Annotated in this window: 30 protein-coding genes; 11 read left to right on the top strand and 19 right to left on the bottom strand. The window is 38.1% G+C overall.

The features are described from left to right. Positions 1-312: 312 nt before the first annotated feature. The 3 genes from ACTWPF_RS08910 to gpr all read right to left on the bottom strand — a co-directional run bounded on the left by ACTWPF_RS08910 (position 313) and on the right by gpr (position 3,016). Positions 313-630: a hypothetical protein gene (locus tag ACTWPF_RS08910; RefSeq protein ID WP_238018803.1), complete on the bottom strand. Its 318-nt coding sequence runs from the start codon at positions 628-630 to the stop codon at positions 313-315. A 3-nt stretch (positions 631-633) separates the two neighbouring features. Further along, entirely contained in the window at positions 634-1,809 is a 1,176-nt protein-coding gene (spoIIP, locus tag ACTWPF_RS08905) for a stage II sporulation protein P (protein ID WP_238018801.1), read from the bottom strand. A gap of 106 nt (positions 1,810-1,915) precedes the next feature. Further along, positions 1,916-3,016, bottom strand: coding sequence for a GPR endopeptidase (gene gpr / locus ACTWPF_RS08900; RefSeq protein ID WP_443149000.1), 1,101 nt, complete (start codon positions 3,014-3,016; stop codon positions 1,916-1,918). Positions 3,017-3,238: 222 nt separating this feature from the next. Here gpr and rpsT point away from each other — a divergent pair, with 222 nt between their 5' ends. Continuing rightward, the gene (gene rpsT / locus ACTWPF_RS08895; RefSeq protein ID WP_106896979.1) at positions 3,239-3,505 is read left to right on the top strand and encodes a 30S ribosomal protein S20; all 267 of its coding nucleotides are present in this window, start codon (positions 3,239-3,241) and stop codon (positions 3,503-3,505) included. 93 nt (positions 3,506-3,598) lie between these two features. On the opposite strand, the gene holA is transcribed toward rpsT, so the two are convergent. Then, on the bottom strand, positions 3,599-4,615 hold the full coding sequence (gene holA, locus ACTWPF_RS08890; RefSeq protein ID WP_238018797.1) for a DNA polymerase III subunit delta: 1,017 nt from the start codon (positions 4,613-4,615) through the stop codon (positions 3,599-3,601). 311 nt (positions 4,616-4,926) lie between these two features. On the opposite strand from holA, the gene ACTWPF_RS08885 reads away from it, so the two are divergent. After that, on the top strand, positions 4,927-5,061 hold the full coding sequence (locus ACTWPF_RS08885; RefSeq protein ID WP_036572483.1) for a YqzM family protein: 135 nt from the start codon (positions 4,927-4,929) through the stop codon (positions 5,059-5,061). 181 nt (positions 5,062-5,242) lie between these two features. Here ACTWPF_RS08885 and ACTWPF_RS08880 read toward each other — a convergent pair whose 3' ends face one another. The 11 genes from ACTWPF_RS08880 to ACTWPF_RS08830 form a co-directional block, all read right to left on the bottom strand. Continuing rightward, the gene (locus tag ACTWPF_RS08880) at positions 5,243-7,525 is read right to left on the bottom strand and encodes a DNA internalization-related competence protein ComEC/Rec2 (RefSeq protein WP_443148999.1); all 2,283 of its coding nucleotides are present in this window, start codon (positions 7,523-7,525) and stop codon (positions 5,243-5,245) included. A 2-nt stretch (positions 7,526-7,527) separates the two neighbouring features. Next, positions 7,528-8,103 (bottom strand): ComE operon protein 2, encoded by a 576-nt coding sequence (locus ACTWPF_RS08875; protein WP_106896982.1) that lies wholly within the window; start codon positions 8,101-8,103, stop codon positions 7,528-7,530. 222 nt (positions 8,104-8,325) lie between these two features. Next, a complete protein-coding gene (locus ACTWPF_RS08870; protein WP_443148998.1) occupies positions 8,326-8,919 on the bottom strand; it encodes a helix-hairpin-helix domain-containing protein in 594 nt (197 codons plus the stop codon). 93 nt (positions 8,920-9,012) lie between these two features. Further along, positions 9,013-9,771 carry a class I SAM-dependent DNA methyltransferase gene (locus tag ACTWPF_RS08865; RefSeq protein WP_443148997.1) on the bottom strand — a complete coding sequence of 253 codons (759 nt, stop codon included), beginning with the start codon at positions 9,769-9,771 and terminating at the stop codon, positions 9,013-9,015. A gap of 4 nt (positions 9,772-9,775) precedes the next feature. Beyond that, positions 9,776-10,126 (bottom strand): ribosome silencing factor, encoded by a 351-nt coding sequence (gene rsfS / locus ACTWPF_RS08860; RefSeq protein WP_036572473.1) that lies wholly within the window; start codon positions 10,124-10,126, stop codon positions 9,776-9,778. Next, a complete protein-coding gene (gene yqeK / locus ACTWPF_RS08855; RefSeq protein ID WP_238018789.1) occupies positions 10,127-10,702 on the bottom strand; it encodes a bis(5'-nucleosyl)-tetraphosphatase (symmetrical) YqeK in 576 nt (191 codons plus the stop codon). It abuts the gene before it with no gap. Further along, positions 10,692-11,258: a nicotinate-nucleotide adenylyltransferase gene (locus ACTWPF_RS08850; protein ID WP_106896986.1), complete on the bottom strand. Its 567-nt coding sequence runs from the start codon at positions 11,256-11,258 to the stop codon at positions 10,692-10,694. Before ACTWPF_RS08850 ends, yqeK begins: the two co-directional genes overlap by 11 nt. Before the next feature lie 16 nt (positions 11,259-11,274). Continuing rightward, the gene (gene yhbY, locus ACTWPF_RS08845) at positions 11,275-11,565 is read right to left on the bottom strand and encodes a ribosome assembly RNA-binding protein YhbY (RefSeq protein WP_106896987.1); all 291 of its coding nucleotides are present in this window, start codon (positions 11,563-11,565) and stop codon (positions 11,275-11,277) included. Between the two features lie 4 nt (positions 11,566-11,569). Further along, positions 11,570-12,412, bottom strand: a complete 843-nt coding sequence (aroE, locus tag ACTWPF_RS08840) for a shikimate dehydrogenase (RefSeq protein WP_238019035.1) — start codon at positions 12,410-12,412, stop codon at positions 11,570-11,572. A gap of 11 nt (positions 12,413-12,423) precedes the next feature. Then, positions 12,424-13,527, bottom strand: coding sequence for a ribosome biogenesis GTPase YqeH (gene yqeH / locus ACTWPF_RS08835; protein WP_443148996.1), 1,104 nt, complete (start codon positions 13,525-13,527; stop codon positions 12,424-12,426). A gap of 2 nt (positions 13,528-13,529) precedes the next feature. Further along, positions 13,530-14,045 carry a YqeG family HAD IIIA-type phosphatase gene (locus ACTWPF_RS08830; protein ID WP_036572458.1) on the bottom strand — a complete coding sequence of 172 codons (516 nt, stop codon included), beginning with the start codon at positions 14,043-14,045 and terminating at the stop codon, positions 13,530-13,532. A 567-nt stretch (positions 14,046-14,612) separates the two neighbouring features. Between ACTWPF_RS08830 and ACTWPF_RS08825 the strand changes: the two genes are divergently transcribed. The 9 genes from ACTWPF_RS08825 to sigK all read left to right on the top strand — a co-directional run bounded on the left by ACTWPF_RS08825 (position 14,613) and on the right by sigK (position 22,889). Continuing rightward, entirely contained in the window at positions 14,613-14,759 is a 147-nt protein-coding gene (locus ACTWPF_RS08825) for a sporulation histidine kinase inhibitor Sda (RefSeq protein ID WP_036572456.1), read from the top strand. Between the two features lie 279 nt (positions 14,760-15,038). Then, positions 15,039-17,360 (top strand): Na+/H+ antiporter subunit A, encoded by a 2,322-nt coding sequence (locus ACTWPF_RS08820; RefSeq protein ID WP_443148995.1) that lies wholly within the window; start codon positions 15,039-15,041, stop codon positions 17,358-17,360. After that, positions 17,360-17,698: a Na(+)/H(+) antiporter subunit C gene (locus tag ACTWPF_RS08815; protein WP_106896992.1), complete on the top strand. Its 339-nt coding sequence runs from the start codon at positions 17,360-17,362 to the stop codon at positions 17,696-17,698. The genes ACTWPF_RS08820 and ACTWPF_RS08815 overlap by 1 nt, the downstream gene beginning before the upstream one ends. Beyond that, positions 17,691-19,172: a Na+/H+ antiporter subunit D gene (locus ACTWPF_RS08810; RefSeq protein WP_443148994.1), complete on the top strand. Its 1,482-nt coding sequence runs from the start codon at positions 17,691-17,693 to the stop codon at positions 19,170-19,172. The genes ACTWPF_RS08815 and ACTWPF_RS08810 overlap by 8 nt, the downstream gene beginning before the upstream one ends. A 7-nt stretch (positions 19,173-19,179) precedes the next feature. Further along, entirely contained in the window at positions 19,180-19,656 is a 477-nt protein-coding gene (locus tag ACTWPF_RS08805) for a Na+/H+ antiporter subunit E (protein WP_106896994.1), read from the top strand. Beyond that, a complete protein-coding gene (locus ACTWPF_RS08800) occupies positions 19,653-19,964 on the top strand; it encodes a Na(+)/H(+) antiporter subunit F1 (RefSeq protein WP_443148993.1) in 312 nt (103 codons plus the stop codon). Before ACTWPF_RS08805 ends, ACTWPF_RS08800 begins: the two co-directional genes overlap by 4 nt. Beyond that, complete coding sequence (gene mnhG / locus ACTWPF_RS08795; RefSeq protein ID WP_443148992.1) at positions 19,945-20,334, top strand: monovalent cation/H(+) antiporter subunit G; 390 nt, start codon at positions 19,945-19,947, stop codon at positions 20,332-20,334. Before ACTWPF_RS08800 ends, mnhG begins: the two co-directional genes overlap by 20 nt. 126 nt (positions 20,335-20,460) lie before the next feature. After that, positions 20,461-21,930 carry a UDP-N-acetylmuramoyl-L-alanyl-D-glutamate--2,6-diaminopimelate ligase gene (locus tag ACTWPF_RS08790; RefSeq protein WP_443148991.1) on the top strand — a complete coding sequence of 490 codons (1,470 nt, stop codon included), beginning with the start codon at positions 20,461-20,463 and terminating at the stop codon, positions 21,928-21,930. Between the two features lie 254 nt (positions 21,931-22,184). Then, positions 22,185-22,889, top strand: coding sequence for an RNA polymerase sporulation sigma factor SigK (gene sigK, locus ACTWPF_RS08785; protein ID WP_036572438.1), 705 nt, complete (start codon positions 22,185-22,187; stop codon positions 22,887-22,889). Between the two features lie 20 nt (positions 22,890-22,909). Here the strand turns inward: sigK and ACTWPF_RS08780 are convergent, their stop codons facing one another. The 4 genes from ACTWPF_RS08780 to ACTWPF_RS08765 all read right to left on the bottom strand — a co-directional run bounded on the left by ACTWPF_RS08780 (position 22,910) and on the right by ACTWPF_RS08765 (position 25,772). Beyond that, complete coding sequence (locus ACTWPF_RS08780) at positions 22,910-23,140, bottom strand: YrhC family protein (RefSeq protein WP_443148990.1); 231 nt, start codon at positions 23,138-23,140, stop codon at positions 22,910-22,912. A gap of 70 nt (positions 23,141-23,210) precedes the next feature. Beyond that, entirely contained in the window at positions 23,211-23,900 is a 690-nt protein-coding gene (mtnN, locus tag ACTWPF_RS08775) for a 5'-methylthioadenosine/S-adenosylhomocysteine nucleosidase (protein ID WP_443148989.1), read from the bottom strand. A 23-nt stretch (positions 23,901-23,923) separates the two neighbouring features. Next, entirely contained in the window at positions 23,924-24,607 is a 684-nt protein-coding gene (locus ACTWPF_RS08770; RefSeq protein ID WP_443148988.1) for a DUF1510 family protein, read from the bottom strand. Positions 24,608-25,031: 424 nt separating this feature from the next. Next, the gene (locus tag ACTWPF_RS08765) at positions 25,032-25,772 is read right to left on the bottom strand and encodes a DUF4352 domain-containing protein (protein WP_443148987.1); all 741 of its coding nucleotides are present in this window, start codon (positions 25,770-25,772) and stop codon (positions 25,032-25,034) included. Positions 25,773-25,780: the final 8 nt, after the last annotated feature.

Here is a 25,780-nt window from a genome sequence, read left to right as displayed (position 1 = left end):
TTTAAGTTCACTATCAAATAATAATCTATAACTCGGGTGGAGCAACCTCTTAAAAACTCCTACTTCTAACAACGATAAGGGCTAGCATTGATTATAGCAATAGCCTGCCTTATATTCAAGAAATATCGAAATACGAATAAAGCGTCACCACCTGACTTATGAGATAGAAAGAAAGTCTCTGGCTGAAATCTATAGCAAATCTTCTTTGTTAAGTTGAGAAAATCTCGCTAGTATTGAAAGGTAGCATGTGTGAACGCATCCTTTCATAGAACGAAAAAAAGCAAAGATGTTATAAGCATCCTTGCTCCCCCCCTAAAAAAAGATCTGTGAGATTTGGTACATAATCTGTACAATTGCTTCATAAAAGCCTTTAACACCGGCCTCCATTATAGAAGCCGTCTTTTGGGTAAGATTTGTTGGTTCTTCCATTTGGAGAGAGGTAGCAGAATTATCAGGTGACTCTTCTGTCTCTTTCTCATTCCCCGAAACAGGTAGCTCTTCCTTCGATTCATCAAGCTGTTCTGCTTTCGGTTCTTCAAGGATCATTGCTTCGTCCTTATTGAGGCCATATAGCATCCCCGTCAGGAAAAAGACAGCGAGCAATAACAAGACAACGATTGAACGTAACATCGATTACTCCCCTTCCGCATTGGCATCAACTTTCTCGGCATCCCAATAAAATTCACTAAACACATCTGCAATTGCATCGGCTGATCGGTAAAGCTCATCCATATTATTTCCCACTCCACCAACCTCTACTAATAACGCATTTTCCGTAAGATCTTGATTATAAATACCATTCACACCAGCGCCAGCTTTCGTTATTACCCCACGGCTCAGACCAGGGTACTTTTTCTCTATTAGATGATGAAGTTCCGTGGCGACTTTTAGATTCTTTTCATGATTTGGGTGCTCTAATCCCACTACAAACATGATCCGGGCGTAATTCTCTCCATTTAGCTTTTTGGTTGTTTTTTCCCTTGCAATCGAATCACGATGCAAATCAAAGACATACTGGATTTCCTTATTTGTTGCCAGTGCCTCAGCTGCGACTTCCCGAGAAGCGTCGTATGACTTTCCATAGCCCCAACCCTTGCCATTCAGTATACTCATAATGTCACTATCATCTACACTGGTACCAATACCATTTTTCTCTAATGATTCAGCAAGACGATCACTCACCATTGTTATATTAACTTCTTTGTGACTCGCCTGATTTGGATCTGTCACACCAGGAAGGTGCGGCAAAAAGGACTCTCTATTGTGTGTGTTGTATATATAAACGACATCTCGATCACCTGTGGTAGGCGTATCTTCTGTCTCCTCAATTTTCTCCTTATCCTCTTCTACATTGCCTTCGCTTTCTTTGACTACTGCATTACGATCTTTTAGAACATCCTCTAAAGGGGGAGATGATTCCATTGGTAAATTTGTATAGTTAGTGCCTTCTCCAGCGATCAGAATACGACTGTCAAACTCCGAAAATCCAGGTAATTCATTGCCGAGAAGGCTTCGTGGATCATTTGGCTTTACACTAGTTGCAACTTGTAATAATGCTGAAGATATTTTTGGCATCCTTTTGTCCTCTGGATATGCTTCTCTATAGACTCTATTTTCCATTCCAAGTAGATAGAGGAAGGTAGAGCTATCGATATCACTGGTCAAATTGGTAATGACTTCTGATGATAATCGGTAAGCTGGCTTTATGGTGGTGAGTATCCCGATACCAATAAATAGTACGATGATACCGAGCAAGTATAGCCCACCTCTTTTATATAAAGTCTGTATCCCTTTATTTCTCCGCAGCATACATCTAACCTCCCGAAATCCAACTCTATAGTTAACTCTATGAGCTGTGTTTCGGAAGTAGAACTAATTCTTTTAGAATGCTATGACTTTAATAGAGAGTCATTTACTATCTCGAATAGGAAGCAAAATTGTCGACATTTACTTTTTCATGAAGTGCTGCATTAATACCATTAGAAATAACACTTGCCATATCAATCATAAATCCATCTACTTCTTTTGGTGTTACCATTAGATTATGACCAATCGGTGTCAGCACTTCTGTAATTAATTTCCGCTTTTCTTCATCAGATAGTGTGCCGACAATACCAAGAAAGGTTTGTCTCTTTTCATCATCTGGAAGGTCTTCCTCTGTAAATTTTTTGGCGCCAAAATTCATACTTGCCGGTGCGAGCGCCTTAGATGGTCTGTCTTTCTCGTTCCATTCCCTACCAAAATGCTTTAAAATATAATCGATTGTATCACTAGTAATAGTTACGGCATCTACTACTGTTGGAACACCTATTGCCATTACCGGAACACCAAGTGTATCTTTACTTAGTTCTTTCCTTTTGTTCCCTACCCCTGAACCTGGATGAATCCCAGTATCAGATAGCTGTATTGTCTCGTTTACTCTTTCAATAGAGCGTGAAGCTAATGCATCAATTGCTAAAACAAAATCCGGTTTTAATTTCTCCACAATCCCAAAGATGATATCACTCGTTTCTATACCTGTTACACCCATCACTCCTGGAGTAACTGCAGCAACAGGGCGATATCCTTCAGAGACCGTTTCCTGTTGAAGCTTAAACAAGTGACTCGTCACAAGTATTTTCTCAACCGTCATCGGTCCTAGTGCATCTGGGGTAACATTCCAATTTCCTAACCCCACAATTAAACCAGTACTGTCTGGTCCTATATTATTTTTGGCGATTAGTTCTTCTAACTCCTTCGCCAAAATTTTAGCCGCTGCTTCCTGCCTGGCTGTATCCTGTTTTTTTACACCATCAGCATAAATGGTAATGTATGAACCAGGTTTCTTTCCAAGCATTTTGGCTCCCTCTTCGTCTATATCAACATAGGATATCTTTATGTTGTCTTGCTCTCTCTCTTTAATGGTCACCCCTGTTAGCTTTCTTTCATCAGATTGATCCTTTTCCACGTACATATCCTTTGCTTCAATAGCAAGGTCTGTACGGACTTGAAATACCTTATCTTGTTGCTCATTCATGTCTCTCATCCTTTCAGAACTCATTAGTAATTAGAATTGACAAATTCACCTAAAACATACAATTTGCCGAAGAAGACAACAAAGCTATTGAAAACAATCGGTTCCTTTGGTAAAATGTCTCTTGTCCACTAACAAAGTAATGAAGGCATTGCCTTTGCTTAAATTAGATTGGGATACATTAGAATTGGAATGTAAGTTGAAGTTCTTTTAGGAGGTGAAATAATGGCTAATATTAAATCTGCAATGAAGCGCGTAGAAACAAGCAGCAAAAAACGCTTGCAAAATAACGCTCAGAAATCAGAAATGCGTTCTCAAATTAAACGTGTTGAACGTCTTGTAGAAGCAAATGATGCGGAAAACGCACAAGCTGCTTTACAGTCAACAATCAAGCATATTGACAAAGCTGTTCAAAAAGGAATTATTCATCAAAACAACGGTGATCGTCAAAAATCCCGTTTGACTAAAAAAGTTAATACAATCGGTGCTTAATAGACCAAATAAAAAACGATCCCCTAAGGATCGTTTTTTTACTTACCAATAACTAATTTCGTTACTTAGACCAAAATCCTCCAATGACCCACATCATCTTATCTGGACTAAATCATAAAGCAAAAGTTCCAGTGTAAGCTCTTTTTCCATTCCGCCAACTTTCATTGCTGCATCGGCATTAGCAAGCTTGTCCATTATATGTTGCAACACATGAAGCTGAAATTTCTTCTCCCTGCTTAAGGCAATTTTAATAACATAAGGGTGTACACCAAGTTGCTTTTGCATCTGGGACTGTGTATAACCCTTCTGTTTTAACAGTTTTACTCTTAAGATGGTGCGAAACTGAAAACTAAGCAATCCAATTAGGGCAATTGGTTCTTCCTTCAATTTCTGCAAATCTTTGGAGATAGAGATTGCCTTATACAAATCTCCCTCTATTACAGCATCAACCAAACGAAGCGATGAGTTATCTGCAGTATGTGCAATTAACTGTTCTGCTATCTCCCTTGTGATAACTCCATCCTCTCCTACATATAATGCCAACTTCATCAATTCATTCTCTAACATCTGCAGGTTAGTTGACAACTCTGATTCAAAAATTTCCAATGCATCAGGAGCAATGCTCACTTTAAATTGAACAGCTAAGTCTTTAATCCATTTATTGACTTCATATTCTTTTACCGGGTTACATACTGCCACTGTTGCTTGCTTTTTAAGTAGCTTGCTTACTTTCTTTCGTTCATCGATTTTTTCATATGGTGCTATCAACACAAGGACCGTGTAATCAACAGGATTAGAAAGGTATGTTTCTAATGTACTTACCTCATGTTCAAAGGATAATTTATCAGGCTTAGCTTTTAAAAAGACTGGGTTATTTGCAAAAACTAACTTCCTACCACCAAAAAAAGGATAGGTTTCCGTATCCGTAACGACCTCTTGAATTGGTGTCTCATCTAATTCATATATCGAAAGATTTTCCTTCTCCTGACCTAACACCTGCTTTATTAGTTCCTTTTTAAGTTTCTCGATAAAATATGTTTCCGTTCCGTAAATCATATAAACCGGAGCAACTTCTTTTTTCAAACTTTTCATGACTTCCAGATAACTCATTCCACTCACTCCACTACTATGTATACCATAATGGTACGTCTTCAAAGGTGGAATAGCAAGGAATTTTTAGAGGGAAATAAACTTCATTATTTCCCTCCGATATCTATATAAACGCTTTGCTTCAAGGCCTAGGAACTATCAGCAAAACGATATTTGTTCTCCTTTATAGAGTATCCATCATGTCTTAAAGTATGGTTGTTAAGTCTTTCTATAATTGGAGACGTATAAATTGTCTGTAACAAATATTTAGCCATAAGTGGATTTTTTAACGTTTTTAATTTATACTAAATGGTGATATAGGAGGGGTAAAAGTGAATGATTTTGAAAAGAATGTACAATCCAAAAACAATGATGTAGTTGATTCCATTAAAGGCTTTGCTTTTTCATTTATTTTCTTCACTTTAATTTTTGCGATCGGTGTCATTATCAGCGTAGCCGGCCGTTAGACGTGAATAAAGTAATAAGTAGTCAGCAATATGCCGTGCTGATTAACCAAGAGACTGCTCCGATACAGTCTCTTTTTTCTTGGAGTTATAAAATGAGCACGTAGCATTCTTTAATGAAAGTAGCACCATCAGGCTAGCTTTGCTTCTTAACCTAACACTGCGCTTTTGGTCATACGTTATCCTATGGTAGAAATTTATAAAAGGTTCCTGCTTCTTGGGTAAATACAAACTGTACCGCTCCATCTTTATCTGTTCGTAAAATCGTGGCTTCAATATTCTCCAATCCAGCAATGACTTCCTCAGTTGGATGGCCATACCTATTATTCCTTCCAGCTGATATCAACCCAATTTCTGGCTCGATATGGTCTAAAAATGCATCATCCGATGATGAACTACTACCATGATGCGCAACTTTTAATACATCAATAGATAAATGCTCGTAAGAACGCATAAGCTCCTTTTCTTCCTCTCTGCCAATATCACCGGTGAATAGCCATGATTGTCCACCAAGTTCTGCTAGTAGTACGATTGAATTTTCATTTGGAGATCCTTTATCATTCATTGGTGCCAGCACATGTAGCTGTTGTCCGCCCAAATTAAGTTGATCCCCCTGTTTAACACGCTGAACTGCAATATTTTTTTGATTCCATAATTCTTTTGACCTCTGATCAATCTCATAATAATCACTCACTATAATCTGATCTGTCTTATACTCCTCTGCCAAATATTGGACACTACCGGAATGATCAATATCCTTATGCGTTATTATAATGGCATCAAGCTTGGTAACCCCTCTCGATTTTAAATAGGGCTGAATAATTTGTTTATATTTCGAGTTGGTTGGTGTTCGTTCAGGAAACGATACACCAGCGCCCGCATCTATTAAAAAAACTCCTTTGCGGTATGGCAATTCAACAACATAGGCATCTCCCTGCCCAATATCAAGCATTGTAACCACTCCATACGGCGAGAAATAGGGTATAGCTACAAAGTACGAAACAAAAATCACGATAGTTGAGCCGGCGACAAATGCATTTTTGTTGTCTTTGTTTTGTACATAATACATAAAAACAAAAAATAACCCGTAATAGACAGCAACAAACTCAATTGCCATTCCGTCCATTGTCCATGGATAATTAACATGCTCGTCAAAGAACGTAAGCAAAGTTAAAAGTACATTTTGCGCCATTGAAAATAACTTATCGAAGAGATTGATAATCGGGAAAGGAGAAATGAGAAGAAAAAGGAACATGGAGGGAATGATCAGAATAGAGAAATATGGAACGACAAGCGTGTTGACCAAGACAGAGAGTGGCTGAAAAATGTAGAAATGATGGAACAACAATGGAAGGATCATCATTTGGGCTACAAAGCTAATCTTTAACCCTTGTTCTATCAGTGAATTTGAATTAGAAAGCCATTTTTGTGAGAGAAGTAATCCTAGCGTAACGAGAAATGAAAGTTGAAACCCAACATGGTAAACCATATAAGGATTGATTAAAACAAATAGTAGAAACACAAAACTAAGGACGTCGGTGTAACTAAAGGCTCTCTTAAATTTTCTTAAGAGGATAAAACATAGTACCATCATGCTTGCACGCCAAATCGAAGGCTCTCCTCCAGCTACAACTGCATAGGCAGGAAGTAAAAATAGTATAAGCCACTGTGCTTTTTCTTTTGTAAGCAAATTGAGTTTTAGTAGGGCGAAATACAAAAAAGCCACAAATAAACCAACATGTAAACCTGAAATTGCCAAAAGATGAGATAGACTCCATCGTTGAAAAAGTTCAATGGTATCTTCGGGGATTGCGGAATCATCTCCCAGTACTAAGCCCTTCATCCAGGCACTCGTATTTGAAGATACTCGTTTATCTATATAGGTGGATAAATTTTCACGTAAGGTGTAAAAGCGGTGAAATAAGTCTTGGCCTGTACAGGTAACGTCATGTAAAGCGTTTAAATTTACTTGATACGTTATTTTCTTCGAAGCTAAATAGTCCCGATAGTTAAATTCTCCAGGATTCGTACTCGGATTAGGGCGTTCTGGAACCCCCTGGAATTCGCAAGTAGCGCCAGACTTTAAATGAGATGAGGTTAATGTTTCTGAAGCATCATTTTGGAAGTACATAACGAGGTAACGTTGATTAGTGGCGTTATCTTCAAAGGTGAATTGGATGTGTGTTGGGTTCTTTTCGATCGGCCCGTTAATTTGACCAATAAAGCTTTGTTCAGGAAGCGAGGTTCCTGAGAATCCAGGTTGGGAATCTTGGATCTTTGGAATGTAGAGGAGGAAAAAGCAAAGGAAGGCTGAAGCCAGAAGTAACGTAACCTTTCTCAGCCTTCTTTGAAATAATAAGTATCCAAGCCATATAATATAGCAGGTAACAAAGAGATAATTCGATGTCAGAACGGTGATAATACTAACCGTGACAGCCATCGCTACGATATGCCAGTTTCCTTTCAAGCTTAACCCCTACTAGTTGTTGCGGAAAATAAGGCATCCGCTTTCTCTTTTAGTTTTTCAAATTCCTTATGCTCGGTACTATCCGACAACATAGCAAGCAACTCGTCAACATAGTTTTGTTTTTCTTGATAATTTAAATCTACAGCTAAGTAATCCAAGGCAACCTTTTTCACAGAAACGCCAGCTTCTTTAAATAACTGAATGGCATATTCATTGTTTCGATAATCTTCTTTATAATAGATCGTTTTAATACCTGCTTGAATTAATTGCTTAGAACATTGGAGGCATGGGAAATGAGTCACGTAGACATCCGCATCTTGCGTTGGTACCCCAAATTTAGCACATTGTAATAATGCATTTGCTTCTGCATGCACGGTTCGTACGCAATGACCATCCACTACATAACAGCCTTCATCAATACAGTGGATACTTCCGGAGACACTCCCATTATAGCCACCAGCAATAATTCGCTTATCTCTTACAATGGACGCACCTACCATCAATCTAGTACAGGTACTTCTCAATGCGAGTAGCTGACTTTGTGCCATAAAATACTGATCCCACGATATTCTTTCCATTATTAAGTCCCCTTTTTCAATATGCTATTAGTAGTTTACCTTTCGTTATTTCTGTTCGTCAATAAAGTCAAACTTCAATCAGCGGGGGTTTTCATTTCCCCCACTGATTTTTATTTGAACGAATCGGGGTGTTAGCGTCCGTTTATTCCCACTATAAACTTACAGTTTCACTTCATGTTTGGAAGTGAGAGTTTTACGGACGGTTGCACCGGAATAAAGTGGTTATGGCACTTGAATAGAATCTTGTAACTGTTCGATTGTTTTTTCACCAATTCCCGAAACATTAAGTAAATCTTCCAACGATTGAAAAAGTCCATTTTCTTCTCGATAAGCAATAATTGCCTCTGCTTTACTCGGCCCAATCCCACTCAGTGTCTCAATTTCTTCTTTGCTAGCCGAATTAAGATGTACCTTTTCTGAGCCTATCTCGTTATTGGACACATTTTCAATAACGTCTCCGGTTGTCGGGACAGTAATACTCATCTCATCATGTACCTTTTGTGCAAGATTTACTTGAGTTTGATCAGCTTCATTTGTGAAGCCACCAGCTCTTTGGATCATATCATGGACTCGTTCCTCTGGAGTAGCTTCAAAGACACCAGGATTGTTTACCTCTCCTTTAATATCGACATAAATTGAAACATCCTCGACAAAGGCATCTTCAGTATCGTCCGGAGGATCATCCGTTTGGGAGGGGGTTACTTGATTGAGGTTTTTATCACCTGTAGCAGAATTATCTCTTGAGAGAAACAGAAACAGGATCATAACAGCAGCCGCGACAATAAAGATCCCCGCTTTTTTTACTGTTTTTAACAACGTTTTCCATCTCCTTTCATTAAAATTAGGGGATATCTTTTATATTCGATACCAACTCTCGTATTCCTTCAAACAAAAAAAGAGGAGGATAGTTTAACTATCCTTCCCTTTTTCAGCTGAAAAAAAGATTCTCTCCGCATGTTCCAAGTCAATTTCTTCATTCTCCTGGAAATCCCCGTGTACTTTTATGTTTTTAAAGCCTGTCCTCTTTAATAAATTTATATAAAAATTCGGTTTATATGTCCGTTGGTGATGATTTTCATCAAATCGTACATATGTGTCGTCCTCTTGAGACTGAAAAAAAGTCAACTCATGAAACATTTCTCCTGGCACCTCTCCTTGATGACAGAACCAAATATAGGAAGCATCTTCCAGTACATCTGCAAAGGTTTGGTTTACGTAGTTATTTTCGACTTGATGGATGGAATGCACATCAAAAATGAACAGCCCATCTTCTTTAAGGCTATCCGCCACTCCTTGAAAGACGCTTGTTAAATCATTTTCCTCAGTAATATAGTTGATTACATCACAATAGCTAATAGCTGCATCCAAATCCCCAAGGCCTTGTAATTCTTTTAGATCCTGATTTAACCACTGGACTTTAAGGCCTGCATTACTACACTTTTGTTCCGCATATGCTAGCATGTCAGAGGAATAATCAACACCTATCACCTGATAGTCCTCCATCGCAAGTCGTTTGGTTATCTCACCAGTGCCACAACCTAAATCAGCGATTTTTTGTACGGATTTTCCATATTCTTTAAAGATGTATTGCGTAAATTCAAGCCAGGCATCATACGGTGCACTCTCCATGAGGCGGTCGTATACGTTAGCCATCTGTTTATAGGCCATCTATCTAGCCCTCATGATCAAACTGAAGGCGTTCTGCGTCTCCCCAGAGTCTTTCAAGATTATAATAAACACGCTCTTCTCTATGGAACACATGACATACAACGTCACCTAAATCAACAAGAACCCATCTGGATTGTTCTAGGCCTTCAATTCGACTAACAGCTACACCTGCCTCATCCATCGCTTCTTTAATACCTCGCGCTATTGCCTGAACCTGTCTTTCTGTGTTTGCATGGCAAATTAAAAAGTAATCTGCAACTAATGACACCTCATTCATATCAAGTGCCGTAATATCTTCTGCACGCTTGTCATCACAAGCCTTTGCTGCTAATTTTACAATTTCCTTATTTTCCATTCATTCATTACCTCCGTTTATGTGACTGCTTAAATCATTGTAAGCATGGAATGTATCCGGGTAGATTTTAGCATTTTTTCTTATTAAATATTGTATTGTATTTCGAACTGCTAGCCAGCAGGCATGCTCCAAATTTGTTTTCGCCGACTCTCTAACTTCTTCTATGCCAGGAAAGCTTCTTCCTGGTTCAATATAGTCAGCCAAAAAAATAATCTTTTCTAACTTCGTCATATTGGCTCTTCCAGTTGTATGGTATTTGATAGCGCCCTTAATATCTTCGTCTTTTAGGCCACATTCCTCTTCAACCAAAATTGCTCCAATTGGTGCATGCCATAGCTCAGAATGAAAGTCCAATAAATCGTTAGGCAAGTTAAATGCTTTGATTTGCTGTTCCATTTCTTTTAAAGGACGATACTTAGCATAATCGTGTAAAATTCCTGCTAACTCCGCCTTTTCCTTTGACCCACCATAGAGATCAACTAGATAGCGCGCTGTTTCTGCTACCCGAAGTGAATGGTCAAACCTTGCCTCTGTTAGGTGAGGCTCTACAAGCTCCTTCGCCTTACTAATTTCCATATAAATAATTCTCCTTAATATACGCTTGCACACGTTCTGTGGTTAGATAAGTGATTTGTTGATTTAATTTTACCCTTTGCCTCAAATCTGTTGAAGAAATGTCAACACTAGGAATATCAACGATTATTACAGGGTAATCCGTGTCTAATGTCGATCCTGCTCTTTTAACCCCTACAAATTGTACTAAGTTAACTAACTCTTCAATTTGATACCATTTCGGCAAATATTCCACCATATCTGCGCCGATAATAAAATAGAAGTCATGATCAGGGTGCATTTCCTTTAAACGCTTGATGGTATCAATCGTATAGGATTTTCCCGTCCTATCTATTTCTATTGTATTCAGCTTAAAAAAGGGATTATTACTAATTGCACAATTAACCATTTTCATACGATCTTCTGCAGTTGTACCTAGATCCGCTTTATGTGGCGGAGTAAAGGAAGGAATAAACCAAACTTCCTCTAATTCAAGTTTTTCACGCGCTTCCTCAGCAATCATGAGATGACCGAGATGCGGAGGATCAAACGTGCCACCTAGGATACCTACTTTCTTCATATTAAACACCCCTTCTTTAGGGAAGTAAAAGCTGTTTGTTCTCTTCAGACTCGCGGTAAAGCACAATATTGTTTCCAATTATTTGAGCAATTTCCGCTCCCGTTCCCTCTGCTAGTTTTTCCGCAACAGTATGCTTATCCTCAAGGCAATTTTGTAAAATACTTACCTTAAGTAATTCCCTCTTCTCGAGTGCATCTCCTATTTGCTCTATCATGTTGTCATTTACCCCATCTTTTCCTACTTGGAAAATAGGCTTAAGCTGATTTGCTTCAGCTCGCAAAAATCGTTTCTGCTTACCTGTTAACATCGTATCATCCTTCCAATATTGTTTTTAATTCACTATCCATCTCACCAATAGGTACGCGCTTGCCTGTCCAAATTTCAAAAGCATACTGTGCCTGGTACAATAACATGGTATGCCCGTAGTGGAGCTTTGCTCCAAGATCATCAGCCTGCTGTAAAAAAGCAGTCTTAATCGGTTGGTAAACGATATCGCTTACGATTGCGCCCTTTTTTATTTGGTTTAATGGAATAATTGATGTATCCGTTTCTGGTTTCATACCCACTGAAGAGGTCTGGATAATGAGATCGTACCGTCCAGTTAGTCTTGCTGCCTCTTCTAATGTGAACACTTCTGTCACGGTTCCCTCACCTTGAAGAAGTGCAATTTCCTCTGCCTTTTCTATTGTCCGATTTGCAATATCGACGTTTTTAAAACCTGCATTCACAAAAGCATGATAGATTCCCCTACAAGCACCACCTGCACCAAGTAGTAAAACATGTACATTATCCTGTTTTATTATTTCTGGATATTCTTCTACAAGCGACCGTAAATAACCCATGCCATCTGTGTTATATCCTATCCATTGCCCATCCTCAACACAAATTGTATTAACAGCACCAATATCAGCTGCTCCGGGATCGACCTGGTCTAAAAAGGGAAGAATCTTCTGCTTATAAGGGACTGTAATATTAAAGCCTTTTAAATTTTCCTGTTTTAGCATGGAAATCTCTTCCTGAAAGTTCTTATCAGGCGAAATTTCTATCCGTCTATAGCTACCATTTACTCTAACTTGATTCATAAAGGACTCATGAATCCATGGAGAAAGAGAATGTTCAATCGGATATCCAATTAACCCAAGACGATAGACCATAAGCTCCCCCCCTATAATAATGATTTTCTAATAGAGGCGGAAACCTCTTTTGGACTGTGAGCCGCAACTGTTACATCTTCTGCGATCACACTTACCCAACCCAGGCCAGGAAATACGATATCCGTCTTTTCCCCACCTGTTAGCCGGAAAGCATTCTCTTTTAGTTCTGGTAGAACCTCTAATGTCTTTTGATCAGGTGGTGATAGTAGCTCCCCAATATGTTGTTCATATAATTCATCTGCATTTTCTAATTTTGTTCGGTGTATAGGAACTTGATTAGAGAAATAACATACAAAGGAAGTTCGTTTCCCTTTCACGAAGTCTAATCTTGCCAATCCACCAAAGTAAAGAGTTTGCCCACTGTTCAATTGATACACTCTTGGCTTAATTTCCTTGTTCGGTGTAATAAGCTTTAAGTCTTGTTCAGATACATAATGGGCAATTTGCTGCCTGTTTACAATACCAGGTGTGTCGATTAATGATGTTTCATCATCAAGAGGAATCTCAATGAATCCAAGGGTTGTGCCAGGGAAATAAGAAGTGGTAATTACTTCTCCATACCCGGTCGATTGTTTAATCAAGCGATTTATAAACGTGGATTTCCCAACGTTTGTCGTCCCTACTATATATACATCTCGGTTTTTACGTTGTTCCTCAATAACTTCAGTCAGGTGCTTCATACCGTATCCATTTGTTGAGGAAATTAAGCAAACTTCCTTGACATTAATACCAGCATCCTTGGCCGAGGACCGAAGCCATTGTTCCAATTTTCGCTTGTTTGTTGATTTAGGCAGCAGATCTACCTTATTACCGACCAATACAATGGGATTATCTCCTACAATTCTTGGTAGACTTTTAATCAGGCTGCCATGCACATCAAATATATCTACAACATGTACTACCAGCCCATTCGCACTTCTAATCGAACTAACCATCTTCAAAAAATCATCGTCTGTAATGGCTACGTCCTGAATTTCATTATAATGCTTCAATCGAAAGCAACGTTTACAGAGTATGTTCTCCTTTTCCAATGAAGATGCTGGTGTGTAACCAGGCGCTTGTGGGTCTGACGTTTGAATAAGGACACCACAACCTTGACAATATAATTCTTCCATCCCTATTCCTCCCAGGTGATTTTTCCTTTTTTCCTCATATAATGTAATATTCTTCGTTCAATCTTCCGGTTGATCTTCGTTATTTTTCCATCTGTTTGAACTATCGGTACAACTAAAATGGTATAGAAACCAGCAAAGTTCCCACCTAAAACATCTGTTAGCAACTGATCGCCAATCACTACAATTTCTTCTTTCTTCATTCCCATTTGTTTTGCTACCGACTTAAAGGCTTTGCTCAAAGGCTTTCTTGCACTAAAAACGAATGGCGTTTCCAATGGCTCAGAAAATACTTTGACTCGCTCCTGCTTATTGTTTGAAATAATCGTTACTTTAATGTCATTTTCTTTCATTTGTTTGAACCATTCGATTACTTCCGGAGTAGCATCCTTCACATCCCAAGCAACTAGCGTGTTGTCGAGATCTGTAATAATACCTTTAATACCTTTGCTTTTTAAAACTTCTGGATTAATATCAAAAACGCTTTTCACATGTTCGTTCGGCAAAAACTTTTTTAACAACCTTCACACCTCATATTCTCAATCATCAGTTCGAACTTCATACGAATCACCATTATAAACCATTCTATAATAACATTCCATAATGTAAAACTTCAATCTGTGGGGGATTTCTTTTGGTTGCTTGGTAATACTAGGAGGGTATGACCAAAAAGGGGATTGGACAGGATCGGACAATTACTTGGAGTTAGATCCCCTTTTCATCTCACCACTTGGGCATAGAATGCAGTGTGAATTAAAAGAAAAAGTTCTTTAGGGGAATTTCATGGAATTTTGCATAAATCGTCTTTCTATCATTATAAAAACGAAACGTAACTGTGTTGAATCTTGTAGATAGCTATAAATATTCCAAGAATCGTTCGACAAATATCCCTAAAATCCGCAATTGTGGATAACTTTACTAACATAAGAAAAGTTGTTGTAACAACATTTGTCGATATAAAAAAGTAATTATACACACCTTATCTACAAGGGTTTGTAGATAACTTTCGCCTTGTCCTGCCATATATAAAGTGGTAAGTTATTAATAACCTAATTGGGAAAATTACAAACTTTAGGAGGGCTGAGTTGATGGAACATTTGTCAGATGAACTATTAATTGAATCTTATTACACAGCAAATGAATTAAATTTGAGCCCTGACTTTCTAAACTTAATTGAAGAGGAAATTCACAGAAGGAGATTGTCCCATAAAATCACAGAAAAAAGACCTGTCTAAAAAATTTTATATTTAAATATGAAGAAACGCGTTAACCCCTATTATTTTGCGAAATAACAGGGGTTATTTATTTTTCTTAAATTTATATTGTGTTAAACTAATCCTTGAATATTGGAACCTACATAGCCTACAGCAGACCATCGTTTTTGTATTAAAAATGTGTTTGGAGAAAATATAAGGGTCTAGTAGATTTTGAATTAAAACCAATTACTCAATGGAAGAGCAGAGGATTTACACATAGAGATACAACTAAGATTTTATAAGGAGGAATACCGTTAGATGATATTTGCTGTATTAATACCACTTCTTGTTGCTTGTTTTATTCCCACACTCAGCAAGGCTAAAAATAAGATACATACTGGGATATTCACTTTCTTTGTGCCATTCTTTATCTTTCTGTATTTTATTAGATTTTTAGGAAAAGACTTTACACCTATTCGACAAACCTACAATTGGATCCCCTCTCTAGGAATTAATTTGGATTTCTATCTTGATGGGTTGAGCTTATTATTTGTTCTATTGATAAGCGGGATAGGATCACTTGTTGTCCTTTATTCCATCTTCTATTTGGATAAACAAGAACGACTAGGCCATTTTTACGTTTACTTATTGCTCTTTATGACGGCAATGTTTGGAGTTGTTCTTTCAGATAATGTATTTGTCTTATATACTTTCTGGGAGTTAACATCTATTTCTTCATTCCTGCTAATTGGTTATTGGCATTTTAAAGAAAGATCGAGATATGGCGCATTAAAATCAATGCTAATTACCATTTTTGGTGGTTTGAGCATGTTCGGCGGTTTCATTCTGCTCTCCGTTATAACAGGCACAACAAGTATTCAAGAGATGATCAGCCAAACAGATGTCATACTTTCAAGTGATTATCTTCCATTAATTCTTGCATTAATTCTGCTTGGAGCTTTTACTAAATCCGCTCAGTTTCCATTTCACATCTGGCTACCAGACGCTATGGAAGCACCTACTCCGGTTAGTGCCTATCTTCACTCGGCTACCATGGTTAAAGCAGGAATCTTCCTGATAGCAAGATTTTCTCCAATATTCTCTGGTTATGAAGGTTTCTTTATTACAGTTAGTCTCGTTGGAATCGTAACACTTTGCTGGGGCTCATACATGGCAGTGAGACAGACAGACCTAAAAGCAATCCTTGCATTTTCAACCATCAGTCAGCTAGGTATGATCATGGCAATGCTAGGATTTGGTACAACTGCGGCGGTCTTTGCTGCTGTCTTCCATATTTTAAACCATGCCACGTTTAAGGGAAGCCTCTTTATGATTGCAGGAATTATCGATCATGAAACAGGCACAAGGGATATTAGAAAATTAGGTGGATTGTTTACACTTCTTCCTATCTCTGCAACATTGGCTATATTTGGAACATTTTCTATGGCAGGTGTTCCGTTCCCATTCCTGAATGGTTTTTATAGTAAAGAATTATTCTTTGAAGCTACCTTGGATTTGGAGAGTGCTTCCTTATTAACTGAGCTAATTCCTTATTTAGCTATTCTTGGAAGTATCTTCACCTTTGTATACTCTATGTATTTCTTTTTTGGTGTTTTCACAGGACCTAAAAAGCTTAATCAATTACCGAAGAAACCACATGAAGCACCTGTTGGAATGTTACTATCACCCATTATTCTCGTCCTTGGTGTAATTTTAATTGGATTATTTCCTAACATGGTTAATGCACCTTTCATTCAACATGCTGCAGAAGCGGTTAACAGTAATGCAGAATACCATAAAATTGGTTTCTGGCACGGTTGGGATTTCACCCCACTTCATATGTCCCTAATCGTTGTTGCTCTTGGAATCGTGTTGTTCTTAACACGGAAAAAGTGGAGTGGTGTGTACAAAGTTCTACCTGGCAAGTTAAGTTTTAACCGAGTTTATGACGGTCTTGTTAACAAGCTGGATACCTACTCTGCAGGTATTACGAATTCATATATGACTGGTTCATTAAAACTGTACATGTCCTTGATTCTCGCCACGATGATTATCGTGACAACCGGCTTTATGTTGCTAACAGATGGATTTACGATTAGCTCAAATAACCTTGCTGACATTACCATTATTGAAGTGTCTATTGTCATTATCATGGTAGTGGCTGCCATCGCAACGATATTTACAAAACATAATATGGCTGCTCTTCTTATACTAGGAGTGGTTGGTTATGGGGTTGCTCTACTATTTGTTATCTACCGAGCACCGGATATAGCACTAACACAGTTTGTTGTAGAAACCATAACAGTAGCATTGTTTATTCTATGCTTTTACCATTTGCCGAAGTTAAGAAAAACAGACGATTCAAGTGGGTCCAAAACGCTAAATGCTGTATTGGCAATTGGGTTTGGTGCCATGATGACTTTAATTGGTATATCTGCCTATAGCACGAACTGGTTTGACTCCATTTCGGATTACTTCCTAAAAACCTCCTACAAACTAGGAGGCGGAGATAATGTCGTGAACGTTATCCTAGTCGATATGCGTGGGCTGGATACCCTATTCGAAATAGCAGTTCTCGGTATTGCTGCACTCGCCATCTTTAGCCTCATTAAACTTAAGAAAAACAAGGGGGCAGAATAATGGAAATAATCATCCTTATCTTATCAGGTATATTATTTGCAACGGCTATTTACAATTTACTGCAAAAACAATTACTACGAATTGTAATCGGGACTGCTCTTCTATCACATGGTGCCCATCTGTTCATTTTAACAATGGGAAAGCTAAAAACAGGGCAGCCCCCGATTCTCACGGATGGGGTATCCGACTATACGGATCCCCTTCCCCAAGCATTAATTTTAACTTCCATTGTAATCAGCTTTGGTGTGACCAGTCTGCTTCTCGTACTGGCATACCGGACGACACAGGAAAATAAAACAGATAATATGGAACAATTAAGGGGTAAGGCAAATGAGTAATTTAGCAGTTCTACCAATCATCCTGCCACTCGTGGCAGCCATTGTGTTAATATTTTTCAATTCTAAAGTGAACGTTTCCCGTACCTTAACAAAAGTTTTTTCTCTAATTGGGCTTGGTTTAAGTGGATACATTGTGTGGGAAGTTTTAAAGAATGGTACGATTATACTGGAGACAGGTGACTGGGTAGCACCGTACGGCATTGTCCTAGTAATGGATTCCCTTGCAGCTGTCCTTGTGATGACTACGAACGTCATTGCAGTTGCCTGTGCTTTTTACGCCCCTTCTTCCGGGCTTGGAGAAAAAGAAAATTACTATTTTTATCCCTTTTTCTTTTTCTTAATCACGGGTGTCTCAGGGGCTTTCATTACTGGGGATTTATTTAACCTATTTGTATTCTTTGAAGTATTGTTAATGGCTTCCTATGCACTTATTGTACTTGGTGGTGACAAAGTACAATTAAGGGAATCACTAAAGTACTTACTTATTAACTTATTTTCCTCCATGCTTTTCGTTACGGCAGTGGCCTTCGTGTATGGTGCAGTTGGGACAGTTAATATGGCGCAAATAGCGCAGCGCGTTCAAGAAGCAGATCAACAAGGAATATTAACAACTGTAGGTATCCTACTATTCTTTGTTTTTGCTACAAAGGCGGCTTTATTCCCCCTTTACTACTGGCTTCCAAAATCATATGTCGTTCCGAATCCAGTGATTTCTGCTTTATTCGGTGCCCTGTTAACAAAAGTAGGTATTTATTCGATCTTCCGTGTTTTCACACTAATTTTCGTCCATCGAGTGGACTTAACTCACGAAGTTTTTATCTGGTTTGCAGGATTGTCGATGGTCTTCGGTATAATCGGAGCTCTCTCAACTTCCAATATTAAGCTAATTATTGCATACAATATAATTCCAGCAATTGGGTTCATACTCCTTGGGATAGGAGTTATGAACGAGACTGCTATAAGTGGGTCCATCTATTATTTAGTACATGATATGATTATTAAATCAGCATTATTTTTACTTGTTGGTGTTATCGCCTATGTGGCAGGTACATCTGACTTAAAGAAAATGGGAGGGCTTATTCATACCTATCCCCTACTAGGTTGGCTCTTATTTATTGCAGCGTTTGTGCTAGCCGGTATTCCACCGTTTAGTGGTTTTATTGGAAAGCTTCTATTATTACAAGGAGCGTTTGAGGGTGAGCATATAATTATCATCCTTATTGGACTTCTAACAAGTCTACTTATCCTATATTCTGTTGCAAAAATTTTCATCCATGCTTTCTGGGGTGACAAAGATGCAATGGGCCCAATAGAGAAAAAATCTACCAAAGGGATGGTAGCCCCAATTGTATTCTTGCTCGCTCTTTCAGTCATAATGGGAGTCGGAGCTGAATATTTCTACCCTATTGCAGACTCAATAGCTGCATACCTGATGGATCCGCAAATTTATATTGATTCTGTGTTAAAGGAGTAGTGAACTAATGGCATTTCAGATTGTTATAAATTTAATCATCGCATTTCTATGGATGTTCTTAAGTGAATCGTATTCTGCTCCCAGCTTTATTGCTGGTTACTTGTTAGGTATACTTTTGCTTTTCCTTCTGCGCCGTTTTGTTCCTGATACCTTTTATTTGAGGCGAATATATAAGATTGGAGCTTTGCTCCTCCTCTTTATAAAAGAATTGTTATCTTCAAACTGGGAAATTGTAAAACTTGTATACAAACCGAAGCAGGACTTTGAGCCAGGTATTTTTGCATTGCCAATTGATGTGAAAAGCAATTGGGAAATTACGTTGCTAGCAAATCTAATTTCCTTAACGCCTGGTACCCTATCCGTAGCTATTTCTCGTGATAACACGAAAATATTTATCCATGCAATGCACATACAAGACAGTGAGGAAGCCATTTCTTCAATTAAAAATACATTTGAGAAAGCAATTCTGGAGGTGTCAAGATGACGGAGGTTTTATCCATGACCGAAAATATTCTAGACATAGCTGTCACCATCAGTTTTGCAGGTATAGCTATTTCACTTCTATTGCTTCTCTATCAGGTCATTGTCGGTCCAACCCAACCGGACCGTGCTGTTGCGCTAGATGCAATAGGAATTAACATTATGGCCTTAGCCGGTATCATGGCAGTCTATCTGGTAACATCCAAACTAAATGATGTTATTTTATTGGTTGGAATTCTTGCATTCCTTGGAACACTTTCCATTGCAAAATATTTAGAAAAGGGTGTTATCATTGATAGAGACGTTGATTAATATTATCATTAACATTCTTGTTATTATCTCCCTGTTGGCAGGTACCTTCTTCATCCTGTCTTCCTCCATAGGGATTGTGCGATTTCCAGATGTTTATACGAGGCTGCATACTGCTACCAAAGCCTCCACTTTAGGCGTTGCTTTTATATTAATCGCAGCGTTCTTATATCTCTACGCTGCGCACTCCATTGTGAGTGGTAAATTATTACTCGCAATCGTATTTATTCTTTTAACGGCACCAGTGTCGGCCCATATGATCGGAAGAGCCGCACATGCCAATGGGGTAAAACCAGTCCTGAAAAATCGCGGAGATGCATATCAGGAAGCGAAGGATGCGTATATCAAGCAACAATCATCAGATAAAAGTTAAAAGCGACTATAACTAGTTGCTTTTTTTCTTAAAAAAATACAAGGTATCAATTCAGTAAATATAAATAAATAGAATATGTTACATACGGATAAAATAAGTAATAAGAAGAATTAGAGGTGACGGTCAATGAATACAGAAAACTTACTAGAATGTCTCCATGTCAAACAAATAGTTGGTCCCCTTCCGCAAAACATCCAATCAATTCAGCAAGATTCAAGAAAAGTGGAAGAGGGTTCGATGTTCGTTTGCATAAAGGGGTATACCGTTGACGGCCACCACTTCATAAAAGATGCTATTGATCGTGGTGCAACTATTATAGTAGCGGAAGAGAAACCTGACATGGATTTACCCAACACAGCACTCGTTATCGTACCAAATACTACTAAAGCACTTGCTCATCTCGCAAATAGATTTTATTCCTACCCCTCTATAGATATGGATATTATCGGGGTTACTGGAACAAATGGTAAAACAAGTGTATCAACACTTATAAATAAGTTACTTGAACATTCTGGGCGTAAAACGGCTCTAGCTGGAACAAACGGAATTACAATTAATGGTGGAGTCAAACATACGGACAATACGACCTGTGATGTGTTAGGGAATCAGAAATTGTTAAAAGAGGCAGAGGATCTTGGAGTCGAAGATGTAGTTATGGAAGTGTCTTCACATGGGCTAGCGCAGGGCCGAGTATGGGGCATTGATTTTAATATAGCTATCTTTACCAACCTAACTCAAGACCATCTTGATTATCATCAAAGTATGGAACAGTATGGATATATCAAAGGCTTATTATTTGCCCAATTAGGTAATGATGCAACAAAACGTAAATATGCCATCCTAAATAAAGACGATGCCTGGTCAAAAATTTATGAAAACATGTCACCTGCTGAGGTCCTAACATATGGAATTTCAGAAGAAGCCGATTTTCAAGCCAAACAAATCCAATATTTTGAGGATAAGACTTTGTTTACCCTCCAAAGCCCTGAAGGAGATTATCCTGTAGAGACTAGATTACTTGGAGAGTTTAATGTTTATAATGTTCTCGCAGCGTTATCTACTTTATTCGTCAAAGGCATCCAGGTGTCAGCAACCGTGAATCTTCTCAAGTCGATTAATCCAATTGAGGGAAGAATGGAGAAAGTAAAGCACAATGCGCCGCTTAAAGTTTTTATCGATTATGCGCATACTCCTGATGCTATCCGAAGTTCCATTACATCCGTTTCAACATTTAAACGAAATCGCCTCATCTATGTAGCTGGAACAGGCGGCGACCGAGATAAAGAAAAACGGCCACTTATGGCCAAAGAAGCATCCACTGCAGACATCGTCATTTTAACTATTAATGATTTACGGAACGAAGATGCTACAAGTATCCTTCAAGATATGGAACAAGGAATGCAACACGAGAATTATGGTATGATTGCCGATCGTAAAGAGGCTATCGAACATGCAGTAGAGATAAGCGAACCTGGTGACATCCTAATCATTGCGGGGAAAGGTAAAGAGCATTATCAAATCACAGGGAACACAAAACAACCCCATAGTGATGAAACGGTAGTAACAGAGTGCTTAAACCGAAAATATAATAAATGAAATACCAAGTACTTCTTTCGGGAAGTGCTTTTTTTACACGTTAGAAAAGTATAAAATTTCAGCTAGGAAGCAATGTCGACGTAGTTAAAATTTTGAAGTCCCAAGTATAAGAAAAACGTACACATTCTCTAATAGACGAGCGAATGCGAGTTTTTCTAATTATCTTTAGAAGGACAGACACGAAAAGCCCCTTATCTACATAAAATCGAATTATAGGCAATAGCCCAGCCGGCACTTTTAGGAGGTGGATATATTTGTCCGGAATATTAAGCGTGCTTGCTCTTCTAATAAAAGAAACCCTTTTCTTTGTCTCATATGTTAAAAACCATGCCTTCCCCCAGCCACTCCCCCCAGAAGATGAGATAAAATATTTGAAAGAAATGAAAGAAGGAAGTGAGACTGCTCGTAACAAGCTTATCGAGCATAATTTACGCTTAGTAGCACACATCGTTAAAAAGTTTGAGAATACAGGTGAAGATGTAGAAGATTTGATTTCCATAGGTACCATTGGTTTAATCAAAGGCGTGGAGAGTTTTTCTGTTGATAAAGGCACAAAGCTTGCGACATATGCAGCCCGTTGTATTGAAAATGAAATTTTAATGCATTTACGAGCATTAAAGAAAGTAAAAAAAGATGTTTCCCTCCATGATCCGATCGGGCAGGATAAAGAAGGAAATGAAATCAGCCTTATTGATATTCTAGAGGCTGAAAACGATAATATTATCGAATACATCCAGTTAAATATGGAAATTGCCAAGATGCAGGAATACTTTACAATTTTGGATAAACGGGAAAAGGAAGTCATTATCTACCGTTATGGCTTAAATGACCATAAAGAAATGACCCAAAGAGAAATTGCCAAGATGCTGAATATATCAAGAAGTTATGTATCACGTATTGAAAAACGGGCCCTCATGAAAGTGTTTCATGAATATTACCGTAAAGAACGTAGAAGTTAAAAAATGAGCGCTGATTTGAATCAGCGCTCATTCTCTATTTCTTTCTTTATATTAAGCTGCTTAACCGCTAAAATTATTCCCGTTACAATACCAGCAAGTGACAATACAAATAGTATATCCCCATTGCCTGAGGGTTTCATAAACGTATTAATGATGGCACCCATATATAGGTAACTGCTTAATATTAGTAGAACTGCAGTAAAACGCTGATAATCTTTCCATTTCAACTCTAATTTCTTTTGTTTATCCAATACGTCCCCTCCTCTATAACGCATCATAACATAAATTATGCATATTTTTGGAAGGTAAATAATGGACATATTACATACTTTTGAGCATGGTCATAATTAGAGTAGCTGCATTTTTTGCTGCTTTCTCAAGAAACTGGTCAAAGGAAACAGATGATTCTTTGCCAGCAATATCTGAAAGAGCACGAATAACAACAAATGGCTTTCCGTATTGATGGCAAACCTGTGCGATTGCAGCTGCTTCCATTTCTGCTGCGATCATCTCAGGAAATTTCTCTCTAACGAACGCTACTCGTTCTGGATCCTGCATGAAGGAATCACCTGTTGCAATGATTCCTTCTTGATAACTTAAGCCCATTTCTTTTACTGAAGAGATTGTTTTTAATACAAGATCTGTATCGGCATCATACATAGCCGGCATGCCAGGCACCTGGCCATATGCATATTGGAAAGCCGTTACATCAACGTCATGATGTACCACCTGAGTGGAAATAACAACATCGCCTACTTCCATTTTTTCAGCAAATCCACCTGCGGAACCTGTGTTGATGATATGCGAGGGTTCGTATCTTTCATGCATAATGGTCGTCGCCATTGCTGCGTTCACTTTTCCTATACCAGATTGAAGAATGACAACTTCTTTTCCGTTTATTTGTCCTTTTACAAATTTACATCCGGCGATGGTTTCCTCACTTTGGTTTGATACATTTTGTACAAGTAATGCAACTTCTTCATCCATTGCTCCTATAATACCTATTGTCATGATTATGCCTCCAATTTGTGCGATTAGTTGTTATTAGGTACTGAATTTAAGACTTCTACTTTGGTTGGCTGCCAGCCTTCATTTTCCACCCATGATAAATAGACACGGTAAATTTCTGATTGACTTTCGTTAGAAACAGTAGCTTCTACTTTTTGATCTCCACCATTTCCGACCCAATGTGTAGTCATCGTACTAGCATTAAGTCCTGTGGCTAGCTCAACACCCCTTGCTATTTCCTGTCTATCCTGCGAGCCACTATCATAGTTTGTAGTATGAGGCCCCTCTTGGTCTGTTCCAACTGGTTCCCAATTTCCAGTGTAAGCTTCTTTTACATTATCTCCAGAAGGTTCAACCTGTTCTGTTTCAATATCTTCTGCAGACTGATTCTCTTCTTCATCCGTTTCAGCATCTGATTCATCTTCGTTGGCTTCGTTTGCTTGTTCATCTGAATTAGAGGAGTTGTTTTCACCCGTTTCGGCTTGCTCTTCATTTGATTCTTCAGTGTCGTTATTATTTGATTCATTTGTTGATTCCGTATTGGTAGATTCTTCTTCTGACGTTTGCTCGTCACCACCACCAAAAATCCACATACCAAGCAAAACTATAACAAGAAGAGAACCTCCTATCATTAAAACAGTAATGGATTTTGTATTCTTCCTTCTTTTTTCAAATTTATCAACTCTCGAATCTTTGTCAAAATCACTCACGGCTTTCCCTCCCTATGTTTACTCTACTATAGTATCATATTTTTAAGATAGAATAATATGATAGGGATATTACAATAATTTTCATTCGTGTTTTATTACACTTCCAATAGTATGGGTTCTACTTTGCTTCTTCTGCATGAATAGTCCAGATAACCTGGTTACTGGTCTCCGCAGCAATATTGCCAACTTTTTTTAGTGAAATAATAGTTACCTTTAAAATATAAATGTCTCATTCTCATACTGACTTCTCTTAATTGCAATTTTCACTATTAACGACCCAATACCCCTTTAACTAATTTACAAAAATTTGAAAATAACAACCCCAATACCATTAATTTAAACACTTCACTTTAAACCACATAATAAAACACACTCTAAATAGTCTAAACTAACTATCTAGAGTGTGTTAAACTTACAAAATCAATTACTGTAATTCCTCTTTTGCAATTTCCCAAACAACGTTGTTACTCTCTCCTGAGCCTTCTGTTATACCTGATCGCATTTTAAAGTAATACGTATCTCCATCATAGACCTCTGTTACAAATTGACCTGTAGACTCCTCATTTGGTGCAATATCATCAGTCATCTGTTCCACACTATCAAAACTCTCTGCATAATCACCATAACCAGTCATCTCTAAATCATCTGTCACTCTAAGACCGTATAGAAAATCTTGTGCATTCCATGTTTCTTCTCCAGTGTTCTTAATTGTTATATTCATTAAAAAGAAATGATCTGCTTGAGATTCCTCTCCATCTAATTCGTCTAATAACTCTGCAGAATTTACTGTCACCTCAAAAGTACCCATCGTGTCATCAAAATACCCTGTGTCACCTACTTTAAGTCCTATCTGGTCTGGTGTTTCAATTCCAAAACCTGCTGTTGTTTCCCTAATTTCAACTGAATCGCTCTGATTATCAAGAACTACATCACTTAAGTTTTCTTCGGACTCCTCAGAATCCTCCTCTGACTTATTGTTATCTTCAGTACTAGCTTCACTCGCATCGTTATCTGAAGAATCCTCACCTTTATTACTATTTCCTTCGATCGTTTCATTTAAATTTTGCTCATCCGCATTGGCTTTCGTATCCTCTTCATTTGCACAGGCACCCAATATCAATATACTACTTACAATTATTAAAAAACTCGTTAGTTTACTTTTCATTATTACCA

Origin of the sequence: Oceanobacillus sp. M65, assembly GCF_052246275.1 — a bacterium.
Classification (GTDB): Bacteria; Bacillota; Bacilli; order Bacillales; family Amphibacillaceae; genus Oceanobacillus_B; species Oceanobacillus_B jordanicus.
This window is presented reverse-complemented; position numbering and strand designations above follow the sequence as displayed.